Origin of the sequence: Nonomuraea sp. NPDC049784 (assembly GCF_040659615.1) — a bacterium.
Lineage (GTDB): Bacteria > Actinomycetota > Actinomycetes > Streptosporangiales > Streptosporangiaceae > Nonomuraea.
Window position 1 is genome coordinate 1 of sequence record NZ_JBFAMX010000152.1, and the last position, 20,364, is coordinate 20,364.

17 protein-coding genes are annotated in these 20,364 nt (G+C 69.5%); 11 read left to right on the top strand and 6 right to left on the bottom strand.

Annotated elements, in window-relative coordinates; genetic code table 11:
• Together AB0J09_RS27860 and AB0J09_RS27865 are read left to right on the top strand one after the other, a co-directional pair.
• On the top strand, positions 1 to 777 hold a 777-nt coding region (locus AB0J09_RS27860; protein WP_360697165.1), incomplete at its 5' end, for a LuxR C-terminal-related transcriptional regulator.
• 10 nt (positions 778 to 787) lie between these two features.
• The gene (locus tag AB0J09_RS27865) at positions 788 to 1,540 is read left to right on the top strand and encodes an alpha/beta fold hydrolase (RefSeq protein WP_360697168.1); all 753 of its coding nucleotides are present in this window, start codon (positions 788 to 790) and stop codon (positions 1,538 to 1,540) included.
• A 199-nt stretch (positions 1,541 to 1,739) separates the two neighbouring features.
• On the opposite strand, the gene AB0J09_RS27870 is transcribed toward AB0J09_RS27865, so the two are convergent.
• Together AB0J09_RS27870 and AB0J09_RS27875 are read right to left on the bottom strand one after the other, a co-directional pair.
• Complete coding sequence (locus AB0J09_RS27870; RefSeq protein WP_360697171.1) at positions 1,740 to 3,173, bottom strand: aldehyde dehydrogenase; 1,434 nt, start codon at positions 3,171 to 3,173, stop codon at positions 1,740 to 1,742.
• 123 nt (positions 3,174 to 3,296) lie between these two features.
• A complete protein-coding gene (locus AB0J09_RS27875) occupies positions 3,297 to 6,314 on the bottom strand; it encodes a M14 family zinc carboxypeptidase (RefSeq protein WP_360697174.1) in 3,018 nt (1,005 codons plus the stop codon).
• 201 nt (positions 6,315 to 6,515) lie between these two features.
• Between AB0J09_RS27875 and AB0J09_RS27880 the strand changes: the two genes are divergently transcribed.
• On the top strand, positions 6,516 to 7,412 hold the full coding sequence (locus AB0J09_RS27880; RefSeq protein ID WP_360697177.1) for a hypothetical protein: 897 nt from the start codon (positions 6,516 to 6,518) through the stop codon (positions 7,410 to 7,412).
• Here the strand turns inward: AB0J09_RS27880 and AB0J09_RS27885 are convergent.
• Positions 7,394 to 8,689, bottom strand: coding sequence for a GH1 family beta-glucosidase (locus tag AB0J09_RS27885; RefSeq protein ID WP_360697180.1), 1,296 nt, complete (start codon positions 8,687 to 8,689; stop codon positions 7,394 to 7,396). The genes AB0J09_RS27880 and AB0J09_RS27885 overlap by 19 nt on opposite strands.
• A 69-nt stretch (positions 8,690 to 8,758) precedes the next feature.
• On the opposite strand from AB0J09_RS27885, the gene AB0J09_RS27890 reads away from it, so the two are divergent.
• Positions 8,759 to 9,397 (top strand): TetR family transcriptional regulator, encoded by a 639-nt coding sequence (locus tag AB0J09_RS27890; protein WP_360697183.1) that lies wholly within the window; start codon positions 8,759 to 8,761, stop codon positions 9,395 to 9,397.
• Between the two features lie 4 nt (positions 9,398 to 9,401).
• Here AB0J09_RS27890 and AB0J09_RS27895 read toward each other — a convergent pair whose 3' ends face one another.
• Positions 9,402 to 10,325, bottom strand: a complete 924-nt coding sequence (locus AB0J09_RS27895; RefSeq protein WP_360697186.1) for an aldo/keto reductase — start codon at positions 10,323 to 10,325, stop codon at positions 9,402 to 9,404.
• A gap of 80 nt (positions 10,326 to 10,405) precedes the next feature.
• Between AB0J09_RS27895 and AB0J09_RS27900 the strand changes: the two genes are divergently transcribed.
• From AB0J09_RS27900 to AB0J09_RS27930, 7 genes are all read left to right on the top strand, one after another.
• Positions 10,406 to 10,765, top strand: coding sequence for a MerR family transcriptional regulator (locus tag AB0J09_RS27900; protein ID WP_360697189.1), 360 nt, complete (start codon positions 10,406 to 10,408; stop codon positions 10,763 to 10,765).
• A 36-nt stretch (positions 10,766 to 10,801) separates the two neighbouring features.
• A complete protein-coding gene (locus tag AB0J09_RS27905) occupies positions 10,802 to 12,253 on the top strand; it encodes a penicillin-binding transpeptidase domain-containing protein (RefSeq protein WP_360697191.1) in 1,452 nt (483 codons plus the stop codon).
• A gap of 75 nt (positions 12,254 to 12,328) precedes the next feature.
• Complete coding sequence (locus tag AB0J09_RS27910) at positions 12,329 to 14,683, top strand: LuxR C-terminal-related transcriptional regulator (RefSeq protein ID WP_360697194.1); 2,355 nt, start codon at positions 12,329 to 12,331, stop codon at positions 14,681 to 14,683.
• A gap of 312 nt (positions 14,684 to 14,995) precedes the next feature.
• Positions 14,996 to 15,769 (top strand): AMP-binding protein, encoded by a 774-nt coding sequence (locus tag AB0J09_RS27915; RefSeq protein ID WP_360697197.1) that lies wholly within the window; start codon positions 14,996 to 14,998, stop codon positions 15,767 to 15,769.
• Between the two features lie 111 nt (positions 15,770 to 15,880).
• Positions 15,881 to 17,173, top strand: a complete 1,293-nt coding sequence (locus AB0J09_RS27920) for an ABC transporter substrate-binding protein (RefSeq protein WP_360697200.1) — start codon at positions 15,881 to 15,883, stop codon at positions 17,171 to 17,173.
• Positions 17,174 to 17,224: 51 nt separating this feature from the next.
• On the top strand, positions 17,225 to 18,112 hold the full coding sequence (locus tag AB0J09_RS27925) for a sugar ABC transporter permease (RefSeq protein ID WP_360697203.1): 888 nt from the start codon (positions 17,225 to 17,227) through the stop codon (positions 18,110 to 18,112).
• Positions 18,109 to 18,966, top strand: a complete 858-nt coding sequence (locus AB0J09_RS27930) for a carbohydrate ABC transporter permease (protein ID WP_360697206.1) — start codon at positions 18,109 to 18,111, stop codon at positions 18,964 to 18,966. Before AB0J09_RS27925 ends, AB0J09_RS27930 begins: the two co-directional genes overlap by 4 nt.
• On the opposite strand, the gene AB0J09_RS27935 is transcribed toward AB0J09_RS27930, so the two are convergent.
• Both AB0J09_RS27935 and AB0J09_RS27940 read right to left on the bottom strand, forming a co-directional pair.
• Positions 18,956 to 19,960, bottom strand: a complete 1,005-nt coding sequence (locus tag AB0J09_RS27935; RefSeq protein WP_360697209.1) for a 2-hydroxyacid dehydrogenase — start codon at positions 19,958 to 19,960, stop codon at positions 18,956 to 18,958. The two genes, AB0J09_RS27930 and AB0J09_RS27935, sit on opposite strands and share 11 nt — an antisense overlap.
• Positions 19,957 to 20,364: histidine phosphatase family protein (locus AB0J09_RS27940; RefSeq protein WP_360697212.1), on the bottom strand; the 408-nt coding region annotated here is incomplete at its 5' end. The genes AB0J09_RS27935 and AB0J09_RS27940, both read right to left, overlap by 4 nt.

A 20,364-nucleotide genomic window follows, 5' to 3' on the forward strand; every position in this document is an offset into this window, starting at 1 on the left:
CTGGCCAGGGAGGCCGGGCACCACTGGACGGTGGCCAGGGCGCTGACCCACCTGGGCGCGGTGGCCGAGGCGGCGGGCGACCTGGAGACGGCCAGGTCGCACCACGCCGCCGCGCTGCCGCTGATCGAGGACATGGACAACCGCGTCGAGCTGGCGCGCTGCCATGCCCAGCTCGGCCGGGTGGCGGCCGGGCTGGGCGACTATGCCGCGGCCAGGAGCCACATCTCCGCCGGCCTGGACCTGAGCAGGCAGATGGGCCAGCGCAGGGGCATCATGCGTGCGCTCGTGGCGCTGTCCGCCCTGGCGCGGGCCCAGGACGACCTGGAGGGCGCGGTGCTGGCCGGGTCGGCCGCCACCGCGCTGCGCGAGTCCATCGGGCAGTTCGGCACGCCGGGCCGCATCCAGGAGCTGCTGGAGCTCGCGCGATCGAGGCTCGGGGCGGGGCGGGTGGCGCTGCTCTGGGCCAGGGGCGCGGAGCGGCCGCCTGAGGAGGTGGCCAGATGGGTGCTCGAGGGGGAGGTCGCGTACGCCTCCTCGCAGCCGGGCACGCGTGCTCAGGAGGCGGCGCCGTACGGCGGGCTGACCGCGCGGGAGCAGGAGGTCGCCGCCCTGCTCGCCGACGGGCTGAGCAACCGCGGCATCGCCCAGGAGCTGGTGATCAGCCCGGCGACCGTTGCCCGGCATATCGCCAACATCATGGAGAAACTGGACTTCGACTCGCGGACGCAGATCGCGGTGTGGGCGGCCGAGCACGGGGTGGACGCGGGGCGAACATAAGCTCATATCCATGCCGTTCGCGCCCAACTTTCCCGTCATGCTCAGAACCGACGACGGGGTCCGCATCGACGCCGCACACACCCCGTCCACACGCACCCACACCGGGATCGTGGTGGCGCACGGGTTCACCGGGTCGTGGCGGGAGCGCAGCGCGCGCCGCATCGTGCACGTGCTGAGCGAGTACGGCGGCGTGGTCGCCTTCGACTTCCGCGGCCACGGGCGCTCCGGCGGCGAGACCACGGTCGGCGACCTGGAGATCCTCGACGTGGAGGCGGCCGTCAGGCACGCCCGCGTGGTCGGGTACTCCAAGATCGCGGTTGTGGGCTTCTCCATGGGCGCGGCGGTGGCCGTACGGTACGCGGGGCTGCGCGGGGGCGTGGACGCGGTGGTGTCGGTGAGCGGCCCGGCCCGCTGGTACTACTGCGGCACCAAGCCGATGCGGCAGGTCCACTGGGCCATCGAGCGGCCCCTCGGCCGTTGGGCGGCCAGGATGGCCAAGCGCACCAGGATCGCCCGCGGCCAGTGGGACCCGATCCCGGTGCCGCCCCACGAGGCGGCCGGGCTCATCTCGCCGACGCCGCTGCTGATCGTGCACGGCGACGCCGACACGTTCTTCCCGCTCGACCACCCGCACCAGCTGTACGCGGGCGCGCGCGAGCCCAAGGAGCTCTGGATCGAGCCGGGGTACGGCCACGCGGAGTCCGCCGCCACCCCCGATCTCATCCGCAAAATCGGCAAATGGATTGCCTCGAACCTTTCGTGAGTTAAACGCGTCTATCTAGGGCGGAAAGAAAGAAACCGCCGGGAGAAAGTCCCTGGGGAAGGAAACCGCCTTCGCGGTGGCCGTGGGACATACTTCCGGTAGCGGGATCTGTACCTAGCGTTGCGGGGGCGCGCTGGGTGCACGTCCCGGGGCACGAAGAAGGGCCTCGCGGCGTGCCGCGAGGCCCTTCGCAAGAGGTCTAGCCGAGCCGGGCGATCGTCTTGTACTCCAGATAGCCGTTCAGGCCCTCGGGGCCGAGTTCGCGGCCGATGCCGCTGGCCTTGTAGCCGCCGAAGGGCGCGTTGGTCTCCAGCATGAAGCAGTTCACGCCGTACGTGCCGGTGCGGACCTGGCGGGCCACGTCCATGCCGTGCTCGGTGTCGGCCGTCCAGACCGTGCCGGCCAGGCCGTAGTCGCTGTCGTTGGCGATGCGTACGGCGTCCGCCTCGTCCTCGTACGGAATCACGGCCAGGACCGGGCCGAAGATCTCCTCACGCGCGATGCGCATGTCGTTGGTGACGCCGGCGAAGACGGTGGGGGAGACGTACCAGCCGCGGTCGCGAGGGCGGTCCAGGCCGCCTACGACGACCTTGGCGCCCTCGTCCATGCCGATCTTGATGTAGCCCTCGACCCGGTCCTGCTGCCGCTTGGCCACCAGCGGGCCGATGCCGGTCGCCGGGTCGGCGGGGTCGCCGACAGGCTGGGAGTTGACCATGCCGGCGACGGCCTCGACGACCTCGTCGTAGCGGTTGCGCGAGGCCAGGATGCGGGTCTGGGCCACGCACGCCTGGCCGTTGTTCATGAGCGAGGCCACGGAGAGGAAGCCCATGCTGGCGGCCAGGTCGGCGTCGTCCAGGATGATCGCGGCGGACTTGCCGCCCAGCTCCAGGCTTACCCGCTTGAGCTGCTCGCCGCAGATGGCCGCGATGCGCCGGCCGGCGGCCGTCGAGCCGGTGAAGGCCACCTTGTCCACGCCGGGGTGGGAGATCAGGTGCTCGCCGGCCTCGCGGCCCGCGGCCACGATGTTGAGCACGCCCGCCGGGAGGCCCGCCTCGAGAGCCCACTCGGCCAGCAGGTACGCGTCCAGCGGCGTCTCGGGCGCCGGCTTGAGCACGATGGTGCAGCCGGCCAGCAGCGCGGGCGCGACCTTGGTCATCGTGACGAACTGGGGCACGTTCCACGGCACCACGGCCGCCACCACGCCTACGGGCTCCCTGCGCACGGTCAGCGGGCCGAACAGCCCCGGCCGCTGGTCCTCCTGCTCGAACGTCTTGCCCAGCTCGGCGTAGTACTGCAGCATGCCCAGCGGCTGGGGTGCCTGGGCCAGGTTCGAGAACGTGATCGGCGAGCCCATCTCCTCCGTGATGAGCTGGGCCATCTCGCCCTGCCGCTCGTTGTAGATCGCGGCCAGCCTGCCGATCACCTCGGCCCGCTCGGCGAACGTCATCCGCGGCCACGGCCCGTGGTCGAACGCCTCCCTGGCGGCCGCGACCGCCCGCTCCATGTCCTCGGCCGTGCCGTCGGGCACCCGGCCGACCACCTCTTCGGTGTGCGGGGAGACGACGTCTATCGTTCCGGTGCCCGCTGGGGCCACCCATTCGCCCCCGATGAACAGCGTGTCGTGCTGGCGCATGTCGTGAGCCTCCTGCTTGACCGAATGCTTGCTTGCTTTCGGGACTCCTCAAGGTGACCGAACCATGTTCTGTCCGGACACGCAAGAGGGGTGCGGCATGGCTCGCCGCACCCCTCCTGGGCCTTAACCGAGCAGATGCTGCATGGACCGCTTGACAAGGTCGGCCCGCGTGGCCTGGTCGGTCACGCTCTCAGCGCCGAATCCCAGGTAGACGGTGTCCTTGGTGACGATGCCGCCGCCTTCCTCGAAGACCTGGTCCGTGCGGAACCAGTTGTTGATCGACGGTGAGGTGCCCTCGGGAGGCGCCCCGACGGTCCAGCCGCCCAGGTCCGACTCGAACGAGGTCTGCTCGGCCGTCGCGCCGTCCAGGGTGACCGCGAAGTCGTCCAGGAAAACGCCCGCACCCTGGGTGCCCCAGTCGCTGATGTAGGAGACGGACAGCTCGACCTTCTTGCCCGCGTACGGGGTCAGGTCGACCTTCCACTGCTGCCAGCCGCCCGAGTTGCCGGTGGCCGCGTGCCAGGCGCCGGACGTGCCGGTCGGCTCGCAGTTCGGGCCCTGGTAGCGCTGGGTGAACGGGTGGATCGCCCGCCAGCCCTCGCCGCCGCTGGGCGGATCGCAGCTGCTGCCGGTCTCCTGGGTGGTGTGCCCGTTGGCGTCCGGCAGCGTGGTCCAGTCGTCGCCGCCCGCCGTGTGCGCCTCGACCGTCAGGAAGTCCCAGCCGCTCTCGGTGTCGTACGAGGTCCAGAACGACAGGTCGCCACTGGTCTTCCCGGTCAGGTCGATCGTCTTGGTCAGCCGCTTCCACGAGACGTCGGCGATGCCGCTGTAGACGTCCCAGGAGCCGGTGTGCGGGTCGAACGGGCCGCCCGGGCGTGCCCACTTGACCTGCGCCGAGCTCGCGAACAGCGGGAACTGGTCGGCGGGCAGGATGGCCGAGGTGGCCACGAACGAGTTGGTGTGGCTCGGCTCGATCGTGGCGTTGAAGCCCTCGAACTTGCCTCCGTGGCCCTGCAGCGCGTACGGCTGGCCGGTGTTCTGGTCGGTGCCCGCGTCGTCGAAGTAGACGTACGCGCCGAGCCAGTACTGCTGGAAGTCGTTGAACACCGGGATGCACGGCGGGTCGTTCGGGACCGTGCACTCGGGCTGCGCCGGCTGGTCGGGCTGGTAGTAGTAGGCGCCGTTGTTGTTGGCCGCGTACGACGGGAACTTGCCGGCGTGCAGCAGCTTGCCGCCCTCGTTCAGGTAGTCGCGGACCGCCAGCTCGGTGTCCACGCCGCCCTTGGAGGTCGTGCCCGCCACCTGGCCGGGCGATCTCGGGATGATGTCGTCGCCGGTCTCCCACACCACGGCCTTGTAGTGGCTGAGCACACCGAGCGGGTGCGGGGCCTTGCGGCCCATCTTGTCCATGTCGTACACGTCCGAGGTGTAGCCGGCCGTCTGGAGCGCGGCGGCGTACTCGTCGGCGTACTTGGCCTCGGTCACGCCCTGCGCGGGGCTGAGGCCCGTGACGTCCTCGGTGGCCAGGATCAGCACCTTGCCGCCGATGTCGGTCGCGACGGTGTAGGTGAAGTCGGCGCTCTTCCTGCCGATCGAGCTGAACCAGACCTTCACCTTGTCATTGGGCTTCGTACCGGTGATCTTGCCGCGCAGCCGGTGGTAGTAGCGGTTGTAGCCCTTGCCGTAGCGCTCGCCGCCGTTCCACTCGGAGGTCAGGGCCGTCTTGGTACGGCCGCCGTTGACCTGGTAGTTCAGGAAGACCGGGCCGAGTTTGCGCTTGGCGTCGACCTGGACGACCTGGTCCTTGCCGTAGCTGACCTCGAACGGGTCGATCTCGAAGTCGGGGGTCGTGTTACCCAGGTGGTTCACCGGCTCGACGGGGTTGACCGCGGACTTGGCCACGTCGAGCGCGAACGGCAGGTTCTTCTCGAACTCCGCCTGCACCGCAGCCTCGTCGTCCGGGAAGACGAACCCGCAGCCGTCGCAGCCCTCGTCCAGCTCCGGCGTCCACGACAGCGTGCCGTACTGGCGGTGGGCATGGTCGTTGGTGTCGCCGTTCGTGGTGTACAGCTCGGCGCCGAGGTCGGGGTCGAAGCCGGGGACGGCGGGGTTGGCGTCGTTGCCGGTGATGGCCTCGTAGATCGGGTTGTCGGCCGTCTCCGTGGCGATCTGGAAGCCACTCGGGTAGAGCAGCAGCGGGCCGAAGGAGTGGTAGTTGAGGTTCATCTCGAACCCGACGCGCTTGAGCAGGCCGTCCATGGCCTTGGTCTCCGGCTCGCTGGCCGGGCCCGCGCCGCGGAAGGTCTCGCTGCTCGGGATGCTCGACGAGCCCTCCTCGTCGTAGTGGAAGTTCGTGGGGAAGTTCCGGTTCGGATCGACGCCGTCGCCGATCGTGATCTTGCCGTCGCCGTCGTTGTCGCGCAGGTTCTTGCGCCACAGGCGGTTGCCCTCGGTGAACGTGAAGTCGTACCCGTCGGGGTTGGCCACCGGCACGAACCACAGCTCGGTCTTGTTCAGCAGGTCCTTCAGCGTGGCCTTGTTCGCGATCACGTGCTTGAGCAGCCGCATGTCCAGCTCAGCGGCGATCCACTCGCGGGCGTGCTGCGTGGCGGAGTAGAGCGTCGAGGGCTTGAGACCGTCAGGCAGCAGCCGGGCGCCCGTGGTGACCTTGACGGCCAGGATGTCCTGGCCCTTCAGCGACTTGCCGATCGACTCGAGCTTGACGATGTCCTTGTTGGCGTTCGCGATGGCCTTGAGCTGGTCGGCGATGCCGCCCGACTCGGAGTAGGACTTCCAGACGGTGTAGCCGCCCGCAGCCTGTGCCTTGGCGGCCTCCAGCTGGCTCTGGCCCTGCGGATTGCGTACGGGCTCGGGTTTGTGGCCGAGCTTGCGCAGCGCGGCCAGGTCTGTCTGGGCGGCGGTCAGCTCGATGTGCTCCTTGCCGCCCTTGTTCTGCTGCTGGACGACGTCGAAGCCCTTCTCCCTAAGCTCCTGGGCGGTGCCCGGCGGGCTGTCGAGCTGGTAGAGCTCGATGCGGTCGCCGGCCGGTAAGGGGTCCACGGACGCTTCCGCCGTCGTGGCCACGATGGACGTGCCTAAGCCGAGGATGACGGCTGCGGCGAGGGTCAATGTTCGAGACACGATCTGCCCCTTCGCAGAGACGAGTTCGATCGCCATCTCAGACCGTTGGAGCGATCTATACAAGGCCCAATCTTTAGCTCCTCCTTAATCCGGACAAATATCTAGAATTTTCGCCAAAGGTGCGGCAGTTCGGTCGTTCGGGTGACAGAGATCAAGATCATCTTCTATAGTTTCGGTCCGTCTATGAGGGAGGGGGCGGGTGTGAGAATCTGGCGGGTCGCCGGTCTAGTCGCCGTCCTCGCCGGGCTGCTCGGCCTCCCTGCCTCGCTGCCTGCCGCGGCCGATCCCAGCCCTGCTGACCTGCGAAAACTCGCCAAGCAGGCCGACGAGCTCGAGAAGCGCTACCGCGGCCAGATCCAGAGCCTGGAGGAGGTCAAGCTCCAGGTGAAGAAGGCCACCACCACTTCCGGCTCCCTGCTGGCCCAGTTGAAGGAGGCGCAGGCGGACGTGGGGCGCATCGCGCAGACCGCGTACATGGTGGGCCCTATTGACACCTTTCAGCTCATCGCCCCCAACGTCGACCCGTACGTGATGCTGGGGCAGGCGGCCAGCATGACCTACATGGCCGACGAGCGCACCAGGCGCGTCGAGAACGTCCAGAAGCTGATCGAGAAGTCCAAAGCGGCGAAGATCGCCGCCAACGACAAGATCGAGAAGCTGCAGAAGGAGATCAAGAAGCTGCAGAGCAAGCAGCGCGACGTCGAGAAGCTGCTCGCCAAGTTCGGCTTCCAGCAGCCCGGCGGTTCCGAGGGGCTGACCCAGCGCATGATCTCGGTGCGCGCCGACATCATGCAGAACTTCCCCATGAAGTACGGCGTCGGCTGCCTACGCCCCGGCGACCCCGGCGAGCACGGGAAGGGGCGTGCCTGCGACTTCATGATGTCGAGAGGCGGCACCCGGGCCAGCGGCGCCGACGAGGCCCGCGGTGACGCTCTGGCGGATTATCTGATCAAGAACGGCGCCCGGATCGGCGTCATGTACATCATCTGGAAGCAGCGCTACTACGACATCCGGTCGGGCGGCGGCTGGGATCCGATGTCGGACCGCGGCGGGATCACGGCCAACCACTACGACCACGTTCACGTGTCGGTGTTCTGAGCCTTCAGGAAGTCCCGCAGCCATCGGTACGACGCCTTCGGGGTGCGGCGCTGGGTCTCGAAGTCCACGCGTACGAGGCCGAAGCGCTGGTGGTAGCCCTCGGCCCACTCGAAGTTGTCCAGCAGGGACCAGACGAAGTAGCCCCGTACGTCCACGCCTTCGGCCATGGCCTGGCGCATCGCCCCGATGTGGCCGTCCAGGAAGTCGATCCGGGCGTCGTCCTGGACCGTGTCCTCGGTGGAGCAGCCGTTCTCCGTGATGAGGATGGGCGGGAGCGCGGTGCCGTACCTCGTCTTGAGGCCGGTCAGGAGCTCGCGCAGGCCGTCGGGGACGACCGGCCAGCCGAACGCGGTCGTGGGGTAGCCGGTGATCCCTGTGTCCGAGAAGGGGAGCATCTCGTCCGCGGGGGCGGCTATGCGGGTGGGGTTGTAGTAGTTGATGCCCAGGGCGTCCAGCGGGGTGGCGATGATGTCGAGGTCGCCGTCCTGGAGGAAGTCCAGGGATTGGGTGTACGCCGACAGGTCCGGATATTTGCCGAGAAGTACGGGGTCGTTGAACAGGCGGTTGTGGAGGATGTCGTACGCGTCCGCCGCCTTGAGGTCGGGCTCCTGCTGTGAGGCCGGCCAGACCGGGGTGCAGTTGTTGGTGATGGCCACCTGGCGGGCGCCCGCGGCCCTCAGCGCCTGCGTGGCCAGTCCGTGCGCCAGGAGCTGGTGGTGGGCGGCCGGGAGCGCGTCCGTGAGGAGGACCTGGCCCGGGGCGTGGATGCCCATGGCGTATCCGTAGGCCATATGGACGAACGGCTCGTTCAGGGTGATCCAGAGGGGGACGCGGTCGGCCAGACGGTCGGCGACTGCGGCGGCGTAGTCCGCGAACTTTTCCGAAATTTCGCGCTTTAACCACCCGCCGCGATCTTGCAGCGCCTGCGGCAGGTCCCAGTGGAACAGCGTCGGCACCGGCTGGATGCCGCGCTCGAGCAGTGCGTCCACCAGCCGCTCGTAGAAGTCGAGCCCCTGTGCGTTGACGGGCCCGTCCCCTTGGGGCTGGACGCGCGGCCAGGCGATCGAGAACCGGTAGGCGTTCACTCCCAGACCGGACATGAGCTCGATGTCCTCGCGCCACCGGTGATAGTGGTCGCATGCCACGTCCCCGGTGTGCCCGTCCCTGATGCGGCCCGGCTCGTGGGCGAAGGTGTCCCAGATGGAGACGCCCCTGCCGTCCTCCTCGACGGCGCCCTCGATCTGGTACGCGGCCGTTGCCGTACCCCACAGGAACATCCCGGGCTCCTCCCTGCCTGATGCTTTCGTGGCGAACTTTACCTTCCGGTAATACGTCAGGATGGGGGCATGACGAGTACCTTGCGCCGCCGTCCCGCCCAGCGTCGGAGCGTGGAGCGGGTGGAGCGGATGCTCGACGAGTGCGCGCTCCTGCTCGACGAGGTCGGCTACGAGTCGCTGACGACGAAGGAGGTGGCGCGCCGGGCCGAGGTCCCGATCGGCACGTTCTACCAGTTCTTCCGCGACAAACAGGGGTTGGTGCGCGCGCTGGCCCGGCGCAACCTCGAGGCGTTCCTCGCCCGGATCATCGAACGCATGCCCGAGGCCGACCTCGGGCACTGGACGGATCTGGTGGACCTGGCCATCGACGAGTTCGTCGACATGAAGCGCACCACGCCGGGGTTCGCGGTGGTGGACTTCGGCGAGATCCTCCTCGCACCCGGCGGGCCCTCGGTCGCCGGCAGCAAGTGGGCGCTGGACGGGGCGCAGGACAACAACGTGGTGGTGGCCGAGCGGCTACGCGCCCTCACCCTCGAGCTCCTGGGCGCCCCCGTGGGCCCGGGGCTGGACCGTGCGCTGCTGGTGGCGGTGGAGGCGACGGACGCGGTGCTGAAGCTGGCGTTCCGCGCAGATCCCCGCGGCGACGCGCTGCTGATCGCCGAGTGCAAGAAACTCGTCCGCCGCTACCTGGCAGACCACCTCCCCTGACGGGTCAGGCGGCGGTGTTCAGACGGGTGTGGAGTTCGGGGTCCAGCTTGAGGTCGGCGGCGCCGATGGCCTCCTCCAGCTGGGCGATCGTCGAGACGCCCACGATCGGCACGATGCCGTCCCCGAGCAGCCAGGCCAGGACCACCTGGTTCGGGGTGGCGCCCAGCTCGTTCGCGACCTCGCGCAGCACCGCCAGCCGGCGCGTCGTCCCAGGGTGGTCGTAGATCTCGGGAATGGGCCGGTCGGGCCGCGTGTACCCGCCGAACATCAGCGTGTTGTACGCCCACAGCGTCAGGTCCGGCTCGGCGGCCAGGTAATCGAGGGTCTCGTCGGAGACCAGCGTGTGCCCCGCCTCCTCGAGCTTGGTCAAGGGCCGCGGCCGCAGGTACGTGTGGCGGAGCTGGATGTAGGTGTAGGGGATCCAGTCGCGGACGGCCGACACGTTCCTGGCTCGTTCGAGGCGCCAGGTCGCCAGGTTGCTCGCCCCCGCGCTGCGGATCTTGCCCTGCTGGGAAAGCTTGTTCAACGCCCCCAAAGTCTCTTCCAGCGGGACGGAACGGTCTTCGATGTGCGACCAGTACAGGTCGATGTAGTCCGTCCCCAACCGCTGCAGACTGCCCTCGGCGGCCTTGGCGACGGCGGACGCGGACAGGCCCTCGGCCGAGTCCAGGGTGGTGTCGCCGGGGACGGTGGGCCGGGCGCCGCCCTTCGTGCTGATGAAGATCTCGTCGCGGTTGCCGCGGGCGGCCAGCCACGCCCCGATGGCCAGCTCGCTCTCGTCGCCCGACCGGCCCTCCACCCAGAACGGGTAGTTGTTGGCCGTGTCGAGCATCGTGCCACCGGCCTCGTGGAACCGGTCCAGGATGGCGAAGGTGTCCCGCAGGCCGACGGTGGTGCCGAACGGAATCGTGCCGAGCGCGATATTCATGAACCAGACTCTGAGAGCTGGAGCGCGCTCCATGTCAAGCCGTTGACCTGGAGCGCACTCCAGGTGGGATGCTGGGTGCTGTGAGTGTGTACACACCAGGGGAAGTGTCCGAGGAGACCGGCTTCAGCATCGACACTCTCCGTTACTACGAGAAGATCGGGCTGCTGGAGCACGTCGGCCGGAACGCGGCCGGGCAGCGCAGGTTCAGCCAGGAGGACGTCGGCTGGCTCGGCATGCTCCGGTGCCTGCGTGACACGGGCATGCCCATCCGCCAGATGTTGCGCTTCGCCGAACTCGTACGCGCGGGGGACCACACGATCCCCGACCGGATCAAGCTGCTGGAGGAGCACGACCGGCAGGTCCAGGCGCAGATCGACAACCTCGGCGAGCGGCAGCACTACATCCACAACAAGATCTCCTACTATCGCAGTCTCCTCTAGCCCCGCCTTTGCGGTCCGGCTGTTAAACCAAGATCCATGGCCGGATCGAGGGCGGAGCGGATCGACGAGCCGCTGCGCCGCGTCGCCAGGCTCTGCTCGGCGATGCTGTTCCTCCTGCTGGGGCACATAACGCTTGTCCAGGCGTTCGGCTCGCGCGCGCTCAACTCGGACCACAGGAACGAACGGCCGCTGATCGACAAGTTCGACCATCCGCGCGGCGACATCCTCACCTATGACGGCACGCCGATCGCCACGAGCCGCCCGACCGGCGCCGGCCCGTACCTCTACCGGCGGTTCTACCGGGATGGCGAGCAGTACGCCGCCGTCACCGGGCACATGTCGCTCTACAGCTCCACCGGGATCGAGCAGGCGCGCGACGGGGTGCTGTCCGGGGAGGACCCCAAGGTCAAGGTGCGGTCGCTGGTCAGGGACGGTGTCGTGGAAGGGGCGGACGTCCGGCTGACGATCAGGGATCAGGTGCAGCGGGCCGCATACCAGGGACTCAAGGCGACGGGGCTGCCGGGGGCGGTGGTGGCCATCGACCCGGCGACCGGGGCGATCCTGGCACTGGCCACCTATCCGACGTACGACCCGAACGCTCTCACCACCTCCGACCCCGCGCGTCTCTCCGAGACCTCGCGGCGGCTCGGGCAGGACCCGTCGCACCCCCTGCTGAACCGGGCACTCAACCAGCTCTATCCGCCCGGCTCCACGTTCAAGCTGGTGACGGCCGCGGCGGCGCTGGCCTCCGGCGAGTACACCCCGTCCGCGCTGGTGGACGCCCCCGCGCGGCTGCGGCTCCCAGGGACTTCGACGTTCCTGCAGAACGCGAATGGCGGCGGGTGCGGGGACGCCCGGCCGACGCTCACGTACGCGTTCCAGGTGTCCTGTAACACCGCGTTCGCCAACATCGGGCTCCAACTCGGGCAGGACCTGCTCAGAGACCAGGCCGAGGCGTTCGGGTTCAACGCGCCGAGCCTGGCGATTCCGCTGGTCGCGACCGCGAGCCGGTATCCGCTCGGCCTGGACAGGTCACAGACCGCCCTGTCGGCGATCGGGCACCACGACAGCCGGGTGACGCCGCTGATGGTCGCCATGCTGTCGGCGGCCGTGGCCGACAACGGGGTGCTGATGCGGCCGTACCTGGTGGAGGAGGTGCGGCTGCCGGACGGGTCGGTCATCGACCGCGCCAACCCTGCCGTTTACCGGACGGCCGTGTCGCCCCCGGTGGCCAGGAATCTGGTGGCCATGATGACGACGACGCCGCGCGCCGTGGCAGCCCACGGGTCGGGGGTGGCCGGTCCGGAGACCGCGGGAATCGCCGCGTCGGAGGTCATCCCGGGGACGGACGACCACGCGGTCATCACCGCCTTCGCCCCCGCCAACGCGCCCGAGGTGGCGGTGGGGGTCGTGCTGGAGCATCCGGGGCCGCGGGCCGAGGCGGTGACCACGATCGTCCACGACGTCATCAGGGCCGCTCTGGAGTGAATGTGCCCGCGGGCACTGACAGTTCTCCACGATTACGTATGGGCGCGTGGCGTAGTTGGTGACACACTCACAGTGATGCTGCGATCTGCTGACTTCAGCAACCTGCCGGCCGAGCCGAACGCGTTCGTGGGTCGGGAGTCGGACATTGACGAGCTCGTCCACTTGATGCGCGTATCGCGCGCCGTGACCCTTTGCGGCGCGGGAGGCATCGGGAAGACCCGGCTGGCCCTGCGGCTCGCCGACAGGGTCGTCTCCGACCACCCGGGCGGCGTGTGGCTGATCGAGCTGGCCGACCTGGAGAAGGGCGAGCTGAGAGGCTACGTCGCCGCCGCGCTCGGCATCGTGAGCGACCTGGCCGAGACGATCGGCGGGCGGCGCGCGCTCCTGCTGCTCGACAACTGCGAGCCGGTGATCGGCGAGTGCGCGGAGCTCTGCCGTGACCTGCTCGGGGCCTGCCCTGGGCTCACCGTGCTGGCCACCAGCAGGGAGCCGTTGCGCGTGCCGGGCGAGACGGTGTGGCGGGTGCCGCCGCTGTCGGTGGACGGGGAGGAGAGCGAGGCCGTGCGGCTGTTCGTGGCCAGGGCCACCGCCGCCAGGCCCGACTTCGAGCTGACCGACGAGACCCGGCCGCTGGTCGTGGAGTTGTGCCAGGCGCTCGACGGCCTTCCGCTGGCGATCGAGCTCGCCGCGGCCATGGTCAGGGTGGTGTCGGTCTGCCAGCTCGTCGAGCGGCTCGACGACCGGTTCAGGCTGCTGGCGGGCGGCGCGCGTACGGCTCCGGCCAGGCACCGCACGCTCAGGGCCGCCGTGGACTGGAGCTACCGGCTGCTCACCCCGCAGGAACGCCTGCTGCTGCGCCGCACGGCCGCCTTCCGCTCCTCGTGGACGCTCGACCTGGCGGAAGCCGTCTGCTCGGGCCCGGGGCTGCCCGAGGAGGACGTGCTGCTCAGGCTGTGCGATCTGGTGGACAAGTCGCTGGTCGCCCTGGACGGCGAGATCGCCGGCCAGGCGCGTTACCGGCTGCTGGAGACCGTGCGCGACTACGCGCTGGAGCAGCTCGCCGAGTCCGGCGAGGAGGCCGAGCTACGGCACAGGCACCTGACGGCGCTGGCCACGATGGCGGCCCGGTTCAAGGACGCGATCGCGCCGGGGGCGCGCACGTCGTGGCCGGTGATCGAGCGGTACGTCAACCTCTTCGACGCGCTCAAGGCCGAGATCGCCTCGGCCTGCGACTGGTCGATCGCCGTCGGGCAGCCGGAGACCGCGTTCGGCCTGCTGACCGACGTACGGTATCTGCTGGTCGGCAGCGGCAGGCAGCTCGATGTGACAGAGCGGCTCGACCGCCTGCTGGCGCTCGGCGCCCCGCAGGTGCGACCGGCGCTGCGTGGGCAGGCCACGATCCTGCGCGGCGAGCTGGCGCTGGCGGCGGGCGACCTCGAGCTCGCCACGCGGTGCACGCGCGCGGGGCTCGATCTGTGCAGATCGGTCCAGGACGGGTACGGCGAGGCCATCGGCCTGATCGCGCTGGCCCAGCTCACCGGCCAGCCCGACACCCTGGACCGTGCGCTGGAGCAGGCCAGGCAGTCCGGCGACCGCATCCTGGAGTCGCTGGCCCAGGGCACCAGAGCGCAGGTCGGCCTGCACCACGGCCGCCTGCGCGAGGCGCAGCGCGCGTTCGAGGAGGTCCTGGCGATCAGCGAGGACCTCGACAATCACGTCGGCCAGGCCTACGCCCACATAGGGCTCGCCCAGGTGGCCAGGCGCTCGGGCGACCCCGCGACGGCCAAGCGGCACTACGAGTCGGGGCTGCGGCTGCTGCGGCACGTGGATGCCAGGCAGCAGATCGTGAGCTGCCTGGCCGGGCTCGGCAAGGTGGCGCTCGACCAGGGCGACCTGGTGGAGGCCAGGGCCAGGCTCACCGAGGCGCTGGTGCTCAGCCGCGACGCGGGGCTGCGTTCTGGCATCGCCAGGCGGCTGGAGGAATGGGCGATCCTGGTCACCGCCGAGGGCGACCACCGGCGCGCCGTCGTGCTGGCCGCCGCCTCAGTGGCGCTGCGCGGCCGGCAGCCCGACGCGCGTACCGAGGACGTCCTGCGTCCCGCCCGGGCGGAGCTCGGCGAGGCGGTGGTCGGCATGCTGTGGGCCGAGGGCACGGGCATGACCGCCGAGCAGGCGGTGGCGTGCGCTCTCGACGGCACGCTGCCCGAACGGCCCGCCGCGCCCGTCATATCGGTCCACCAGGACAGCAGGCTCACGGCCAGGGAACGCGAGATCGCCGAGCTGATCTCCAGGGGGCTCAGTAACCGGGCCATCGCCGACGAACTGGTCATCAGCCCCGCGACCGCCGCCCGCCACGTGGCGAACATCCTGTCCAAGCTGGGCTTCTCCACACGTACACAGATCGCCGCATGGGTGATCGAGAGCCGCTGACCCGTGCACCTCTCTACACATCACAGTGCAGGCCCGGCTACACCCTCCAATGGCGATGTCAGCGCATGTGCTGCCCCCGTCTGCACGCCTACCGTTGCTACGTGTGATCGGCCAAACGGCAGCGGCCCGGTCGATCGCGAACGTCACGCGTCCGCACGGAGCTGGGCCTCCTCGGAGGGGTGGGGACCCGGCTCCGGGCGCGTGACTGCGGGCTCGAGTCGCGCAGGGCTCGGGCCCGCCCCGCTGGAATGCACATCTGCCTACATAGATCGGTGGATGCTGGTCCCGCCCGGCGGCCGTACGTTGGCGGTCATGAAGCCCACCGCCTCGACCACCGGCACCGTGATCCACGAGGTGTTCCGCCAGGCCTACGAGCGCGGCGAGCGGCCGGCGCTCGTCGATCTGCGCGGCGGTCACGTCTACGGTTACCGAAGGCTGGTGACCGAGGTGACCAGGGCGGCCTCCGGGCTCGTACGCAGGGGCGCGCGGCGCGACCAGGTGGTGGGCGTGCACGTCTCGACGGCCGGCGCGCAGACGCTGGCGGTGCACACGGTGCTGGCCGCGGGCGGGGTGGCGGCGCCGATCGATCCGGCGCTCGGCGCCTCCGAGATGGCCGCCCAGCTGCGGGAGTGCGACGCCCGCACCCTGATCACCACTCCCGACCTGGCGGAGACGGCGGTCCGGGCGGCCGACGAGTCCCGGGTGCGCCAGGTCGTCTCGCTGGGCACCGCGCTCGACACGATCGACTTCCGCGGGCTGCTCACGCTGGAGCCCACCGCGCTGCCCGTGCTCGACGCCAAGCGCCAGGACGCGCTGCTGACGGCGGACAGCCGCCGGATGTCCCACGCCGACCTGCTGACCAGGATGGCCGAGCTCGACCTCCCCGTACGCCTGGCCGAGTCCGACGTCGTGCTCACCACGTGGCTGCCCGACGGCGGCTGCGACCTTGTGGCCCTGGTCGGGCTCGGCGTGTCCAAGGGCGCCCTGGTGGTCGCCGCGGGCGGCGGCGATCTTCCCGGCACCAGCTACGACTTCAGCGTCACGGTGGTGACGAGCCCGGAGGGCACGCTGGAGCGCATCCGCTGAATATGCGGAGCTGTTATCTGCCCATCCCTTGACGGCGCGCGCCGGGAAGTGGGTTGATTGACAACGTTGTCAAATCACCAACTTCGGGGGGCTTCGAAGGGATGGTGTGCGATGCGACGATGGTTAGCGACCGTCTCGATCTCAATCGTGAGCGTGCTCGGCCTGGTGGCCTGTGGCGGCGGAGGAGGCGGGCAGGCGTCCCAGGCGCCGGCGTCCGGCGGCGGTAAGAAACAGGTTGAGGTCTTCTCCTGGTGGACCGGCCCCGGCGAGGCCGACGGTCTCCAGGCGATGAAGAAGATCTTCGAGCAGCAGAATCCGAACTTCACGTTCTTCGACGCCGCGGTGGCCGGCGGCTCCGGTGACAAGGCCAAGGCCCTGCTCCAGTCGAAACTCCAGGCCAACACCCCGCCCGACACTTTCCAGGGACACGCGGGCGCCGAGCTGCAGGGCTACATCAAGGCCGGCAACCTGGAGGACCTGACCTTCCTCTACGACGAGCTGAAGCTGAAGGACGTCTTCCCCACCCAGCTCATCGACCAGATCAGCGTCGACGGCAAGATCTATTCGGTGCCGGTGAACATCCACCGGTCGAACGTGCTGTGGTTCAACCCGGGCGTGCTGAAGGACGCCGGCGTGGCAGCCGCGCCCAGGACGATCGACGAGTTCATCGCGGACCTGGAGAAGGTCAAGGCCAAGGGCAAGATCCCGCTGTCCATCGGCTCCGAGTGGACCGTCGTCCACCTGATGGAGAACGTGCTGCTCGGCTCGCTGGGCACCGACGCCTACAACGCGCTGTTCAAGCCGGGCGCCGACTGGAACAGCCCGCAGGTGACCAAGGCGCTCCAGGACTTCGCGAAGATCATGTCGTACGCGGGCGACCCGCAGGACGACTGGCAGCCGGCCGCCAAGCAGGTCGCCGACGGCGAGGCCGCGTTCAACATCATGGGCGACTGGGCGTACGGCTACTTCCACAACCCGCCGGAGGGCGGCCTGGGCAAGACGTCGAAGACGGACTTCGACTGGGCGCCGGCTCCGGGGACCACGGGCACGTACCTGTGGCTGTCCGACAGCTTCACCCTCCCCAAGGGCGCGAAGAACCGTGACGGGGCCATCGCCTGGCTGAAGGTCGCGGCCAGCAAGGAGGGCCAGGACGCCTTCAACCCCAAGAAGGGCTCCATCCCCGCCCGCAAGGACGCCGACCAGTCGCTCTACACCGACTACCTGGCCGACGCGCTGAAGGACTGGTCGAGCAACAAGCTCGCCGGGTCGATCCAGCACGGCGTCTCGGTGAACCAGCCGTGGCTGGCGTCGATCACCGAGGCGGTCGGGCTGTTCATCGGCAGCAAGGACGTCAAGGCCCTGCAGCAGGGGCTCTCCGACGCGGCCAAGGCCAACGCTCAATAACTCATCGCGCGCGGCGGGCGTCATGAGCGTCCGCCCCGCCCGTGGGAGGGAATGCTTGTGAGGCGGGCACGCACGTGGCTGCCCGGACTCCTCCTCGTCACGCCGTCGATCATCCTGATCGGCGTCTTCGTGTACGGCATGCTCGGCTGGAACTTCCGGCTGGCCATGACGGACCAGCACGATCGGGTGTCCGAGGGGAAGTTCGTGGGGCTGCAGAACTTCGTCGACATCTGGGACCAGCCGCGCTGGCACCTGTCGGTGAACCACGCGATCGTCTTCACGATCGCGTTCGTGCTGGGGGCGCTGCTGCTCGGCTGGCTCCTGGCGTTCCTCATGGAGAAGGGGATCAGGGGCGAGGGGACGTTCCGGGCGATCTACCTGTTCCCGATGGCCATCTCGTTCGTCGCGACCGGGATCGTGTGGCGGTGGCTGATGAACTCGGGGACGGGGGAGCGGGCGGTCGGCTTGAACCGGCTGTTCGACTGGATCGGGCTGCCGCAGTGGCAGTGGTTCAGGGATCCGGACTGGGGGATGGCCGCGATGGCGATCCCCGCCATCTGGCAGATGTCCGGATATGTCATGGCTTTGTTTCTGGCCGGGTTCCGGGGCGTGCCCGAGGAACTGCGGGAGGCCGCCCGGGTGGACGGCTGCAACGAGTGGGGCGTCTACCGGCACGTGGTGCTGCCCCTGCTCAGGCCCGTCACCCTGTCCGCGCTGATCATCCTGGGGCACATCTCGCTCAAGGTCTTCGACCTGATCGTGGCGGTGTCGGGGAAGCAGATCATCACCGACGTGCCCGCGGTGTTCATGTGGGTGGCGGTGTTCGACTCGAACGATCCGGCCAAGGGGGCGACGATCGCGTCCTACATCGTGGTCAGCGTGGCGATCTTCGTGATCCCGTACCTGATCTGGTCCGTGCGTAAGGAGAGGCGCTCATGACGGCGGTGGCCGGGCGCAGGGCGGCCTTCTCCTGGGTGCGGTTCGGCCTGCTGGTCGTCCTCGTGGTGATCGTGCTCATCCCGATCTACGTGCTGCTCGTCACCAGCTTCAAGCCGCTCACGGAGGCGGACCCGGGGCAGGCGTGGAACCTGCCGCGGACGTGGACGACCGAGGCGTGGCGGGTGGCCTGGGAGAAGCTGTCGCCCGGTCTGTGGAACAGCGTGCTGCTGGCCGTGCCGGGCTCGCTGCTGTCGTGCGCGCTGGGCTCCATGAACGGCTACGTGCTGTCCAAGTGGCGCTTCCCCGGTGCGGACGTGCTGTTCACGCTGTTCCTGTTCGGGATGTTCATCCCGTACCAGGGGGTGATGATCCCGCTGGTGCAGCTGCTGGTGTGGCTGAACGAGAGCACCGGGCTCGAGGGCGTCTTCTACGGCGGCATCCCGGGGCTGGTGCTGGCCCACGTCGTGTACGGCATCCCGATCTGCACGCTGATCTTCCGCAACTACTACGTCACGATCCCCGATGAGCTGATCGAGGCCTCGCGGGTGGACGGGGCCGGGATGCTGCGGGCGTACTGGTCGGTGGTGCTGCCGGTGTCGGGGCCGGCCATCGCGGTCGTCATCATCTGGCAGTTCACCTCGCTCTGGAACGACTTCCTGTTCGCCGTGTTCCTGACCGGGCCGACGAGCTGGCCCACGACCGTGATGCTGAACAACATCGCGGGCGCGCAGGCCACCCCGTACAGCCAGCAGATGGCGGCGGCGATCCTGGCGTCGATCCCGACGATGCTGATCTACGTCGTGCTGGGCCGGTTCTTCATGCGCGGCCTGATGGCAGGGGCGCTCAAGGGGTAGCCGCGTGGGCGAGTGGCTCGCCGCGCACGTAGCGGGCCACATCCGCGGCCACGATCGAGGCCGCCTTCATGGCCGTCTGCTTGCTGGCCCCGGCCAGGTGCGGGGTCATGATCAGGTTGGGGGTCGTGAGCAGGCGCGAGCCGGGCGGGATGGGCTCCTCGGGGAAGACGTCCATCGCGGCGCCGAACAGGTGGCCAGAGTCCAGCGCGTCGCACACGGCGTCGTAGTCGAGCAGCGCGCCCCTGGCGCAGTTGACCAGGATCGAGCCGCGGGGCATGGCGGCGATCTGGGCCGCGCCGATCATGCCGACGGTCTCGGGGGTGGCGCGGGCGTGCAGGGAGACGAAGTGGGAGCGGCGGAGCAGCTCGTCCAGGTCCACCTTGCCGGGCACGTCCACGTACGGGTCGTAGACCAGCACGTCCGCGCCGAAGCCCTCGAGCATGCGGGCCACGCGGCGGCCGATCGCGCCGTAGCCGACCAGGCCGACCGTGTTGCCGTCCAGCTCGGGGCCGACGTTGTCGTACATGTAGTAGTCGCCCCGCCACACGCCGCCCGCGAGGTCGTTGTGCGTCTGGGGGATCCTGCGGGTGGCGGCGAGCAGCATGGCCAGGGTGTGCTCGGCGGTGGCCACCGCGTTGCGGCCAGGTGCGAACGTCACCGCCACGCCCGCCTCCTTGGCCGCCTCCAGGTTGGCGTTCACCGGGCCGCCCCGGCTCACGCAGAACAGCCGCAGGTCAGGGGAGGCGTCCAGGACGCGCTTGGTCAGGGGGGCCATCTGGGTCACGCAGACCTCGACGCCGCGCAGCGCCTCGATCAGCTCGTCCTCCACGTCCGACGCCTCGTCCACCTCGCCCACCCGGCCGAACGGCTCGACCGGCCACGGCAACGTCAGCTCGCTGATGTCCACCTCGCCGGGGACCTCGCGCCTGAGCGCGTCGATGAGCAGGCTGTTCTGGACGAAGTGGTCCCCTGCGGCAAGGACTCGGATGGTCAACGAACGGCTCCAATCGGGGAGTTGTACTGCAGCATCGCGGCCCGCCGCCCGGCGCGCAGGCGCACCTCGGTCAGGGCGCAGTTGTCCAGGCGCGGGAACAGCCGCCGGTATTCGCCGAGCGGCACCCCGATCAGGCGGCACAGGGCGAGCCTGATGGCGGTCGTGTGCGCGACCACCAGCACGCGCCCGTCGGAATGGGCGGCGGCGATGTCGTGGAGTGCGGCGACGAACCGGTCGGCGGCCTGGTGCGGGTCCTCGCCGCCGGGCAGCGGGTGCTCGGCGGGGTCGGACTCGAACGCGGCACGCGCCTCGGGGAATCGGGCCGCCATCTCGGCGGAGGTCAGGCCTTCGCCCTCGCCGAAGTCCAGCTCGCGCAGCCTGGGGTCGGTCTGAGGCGCCACGCC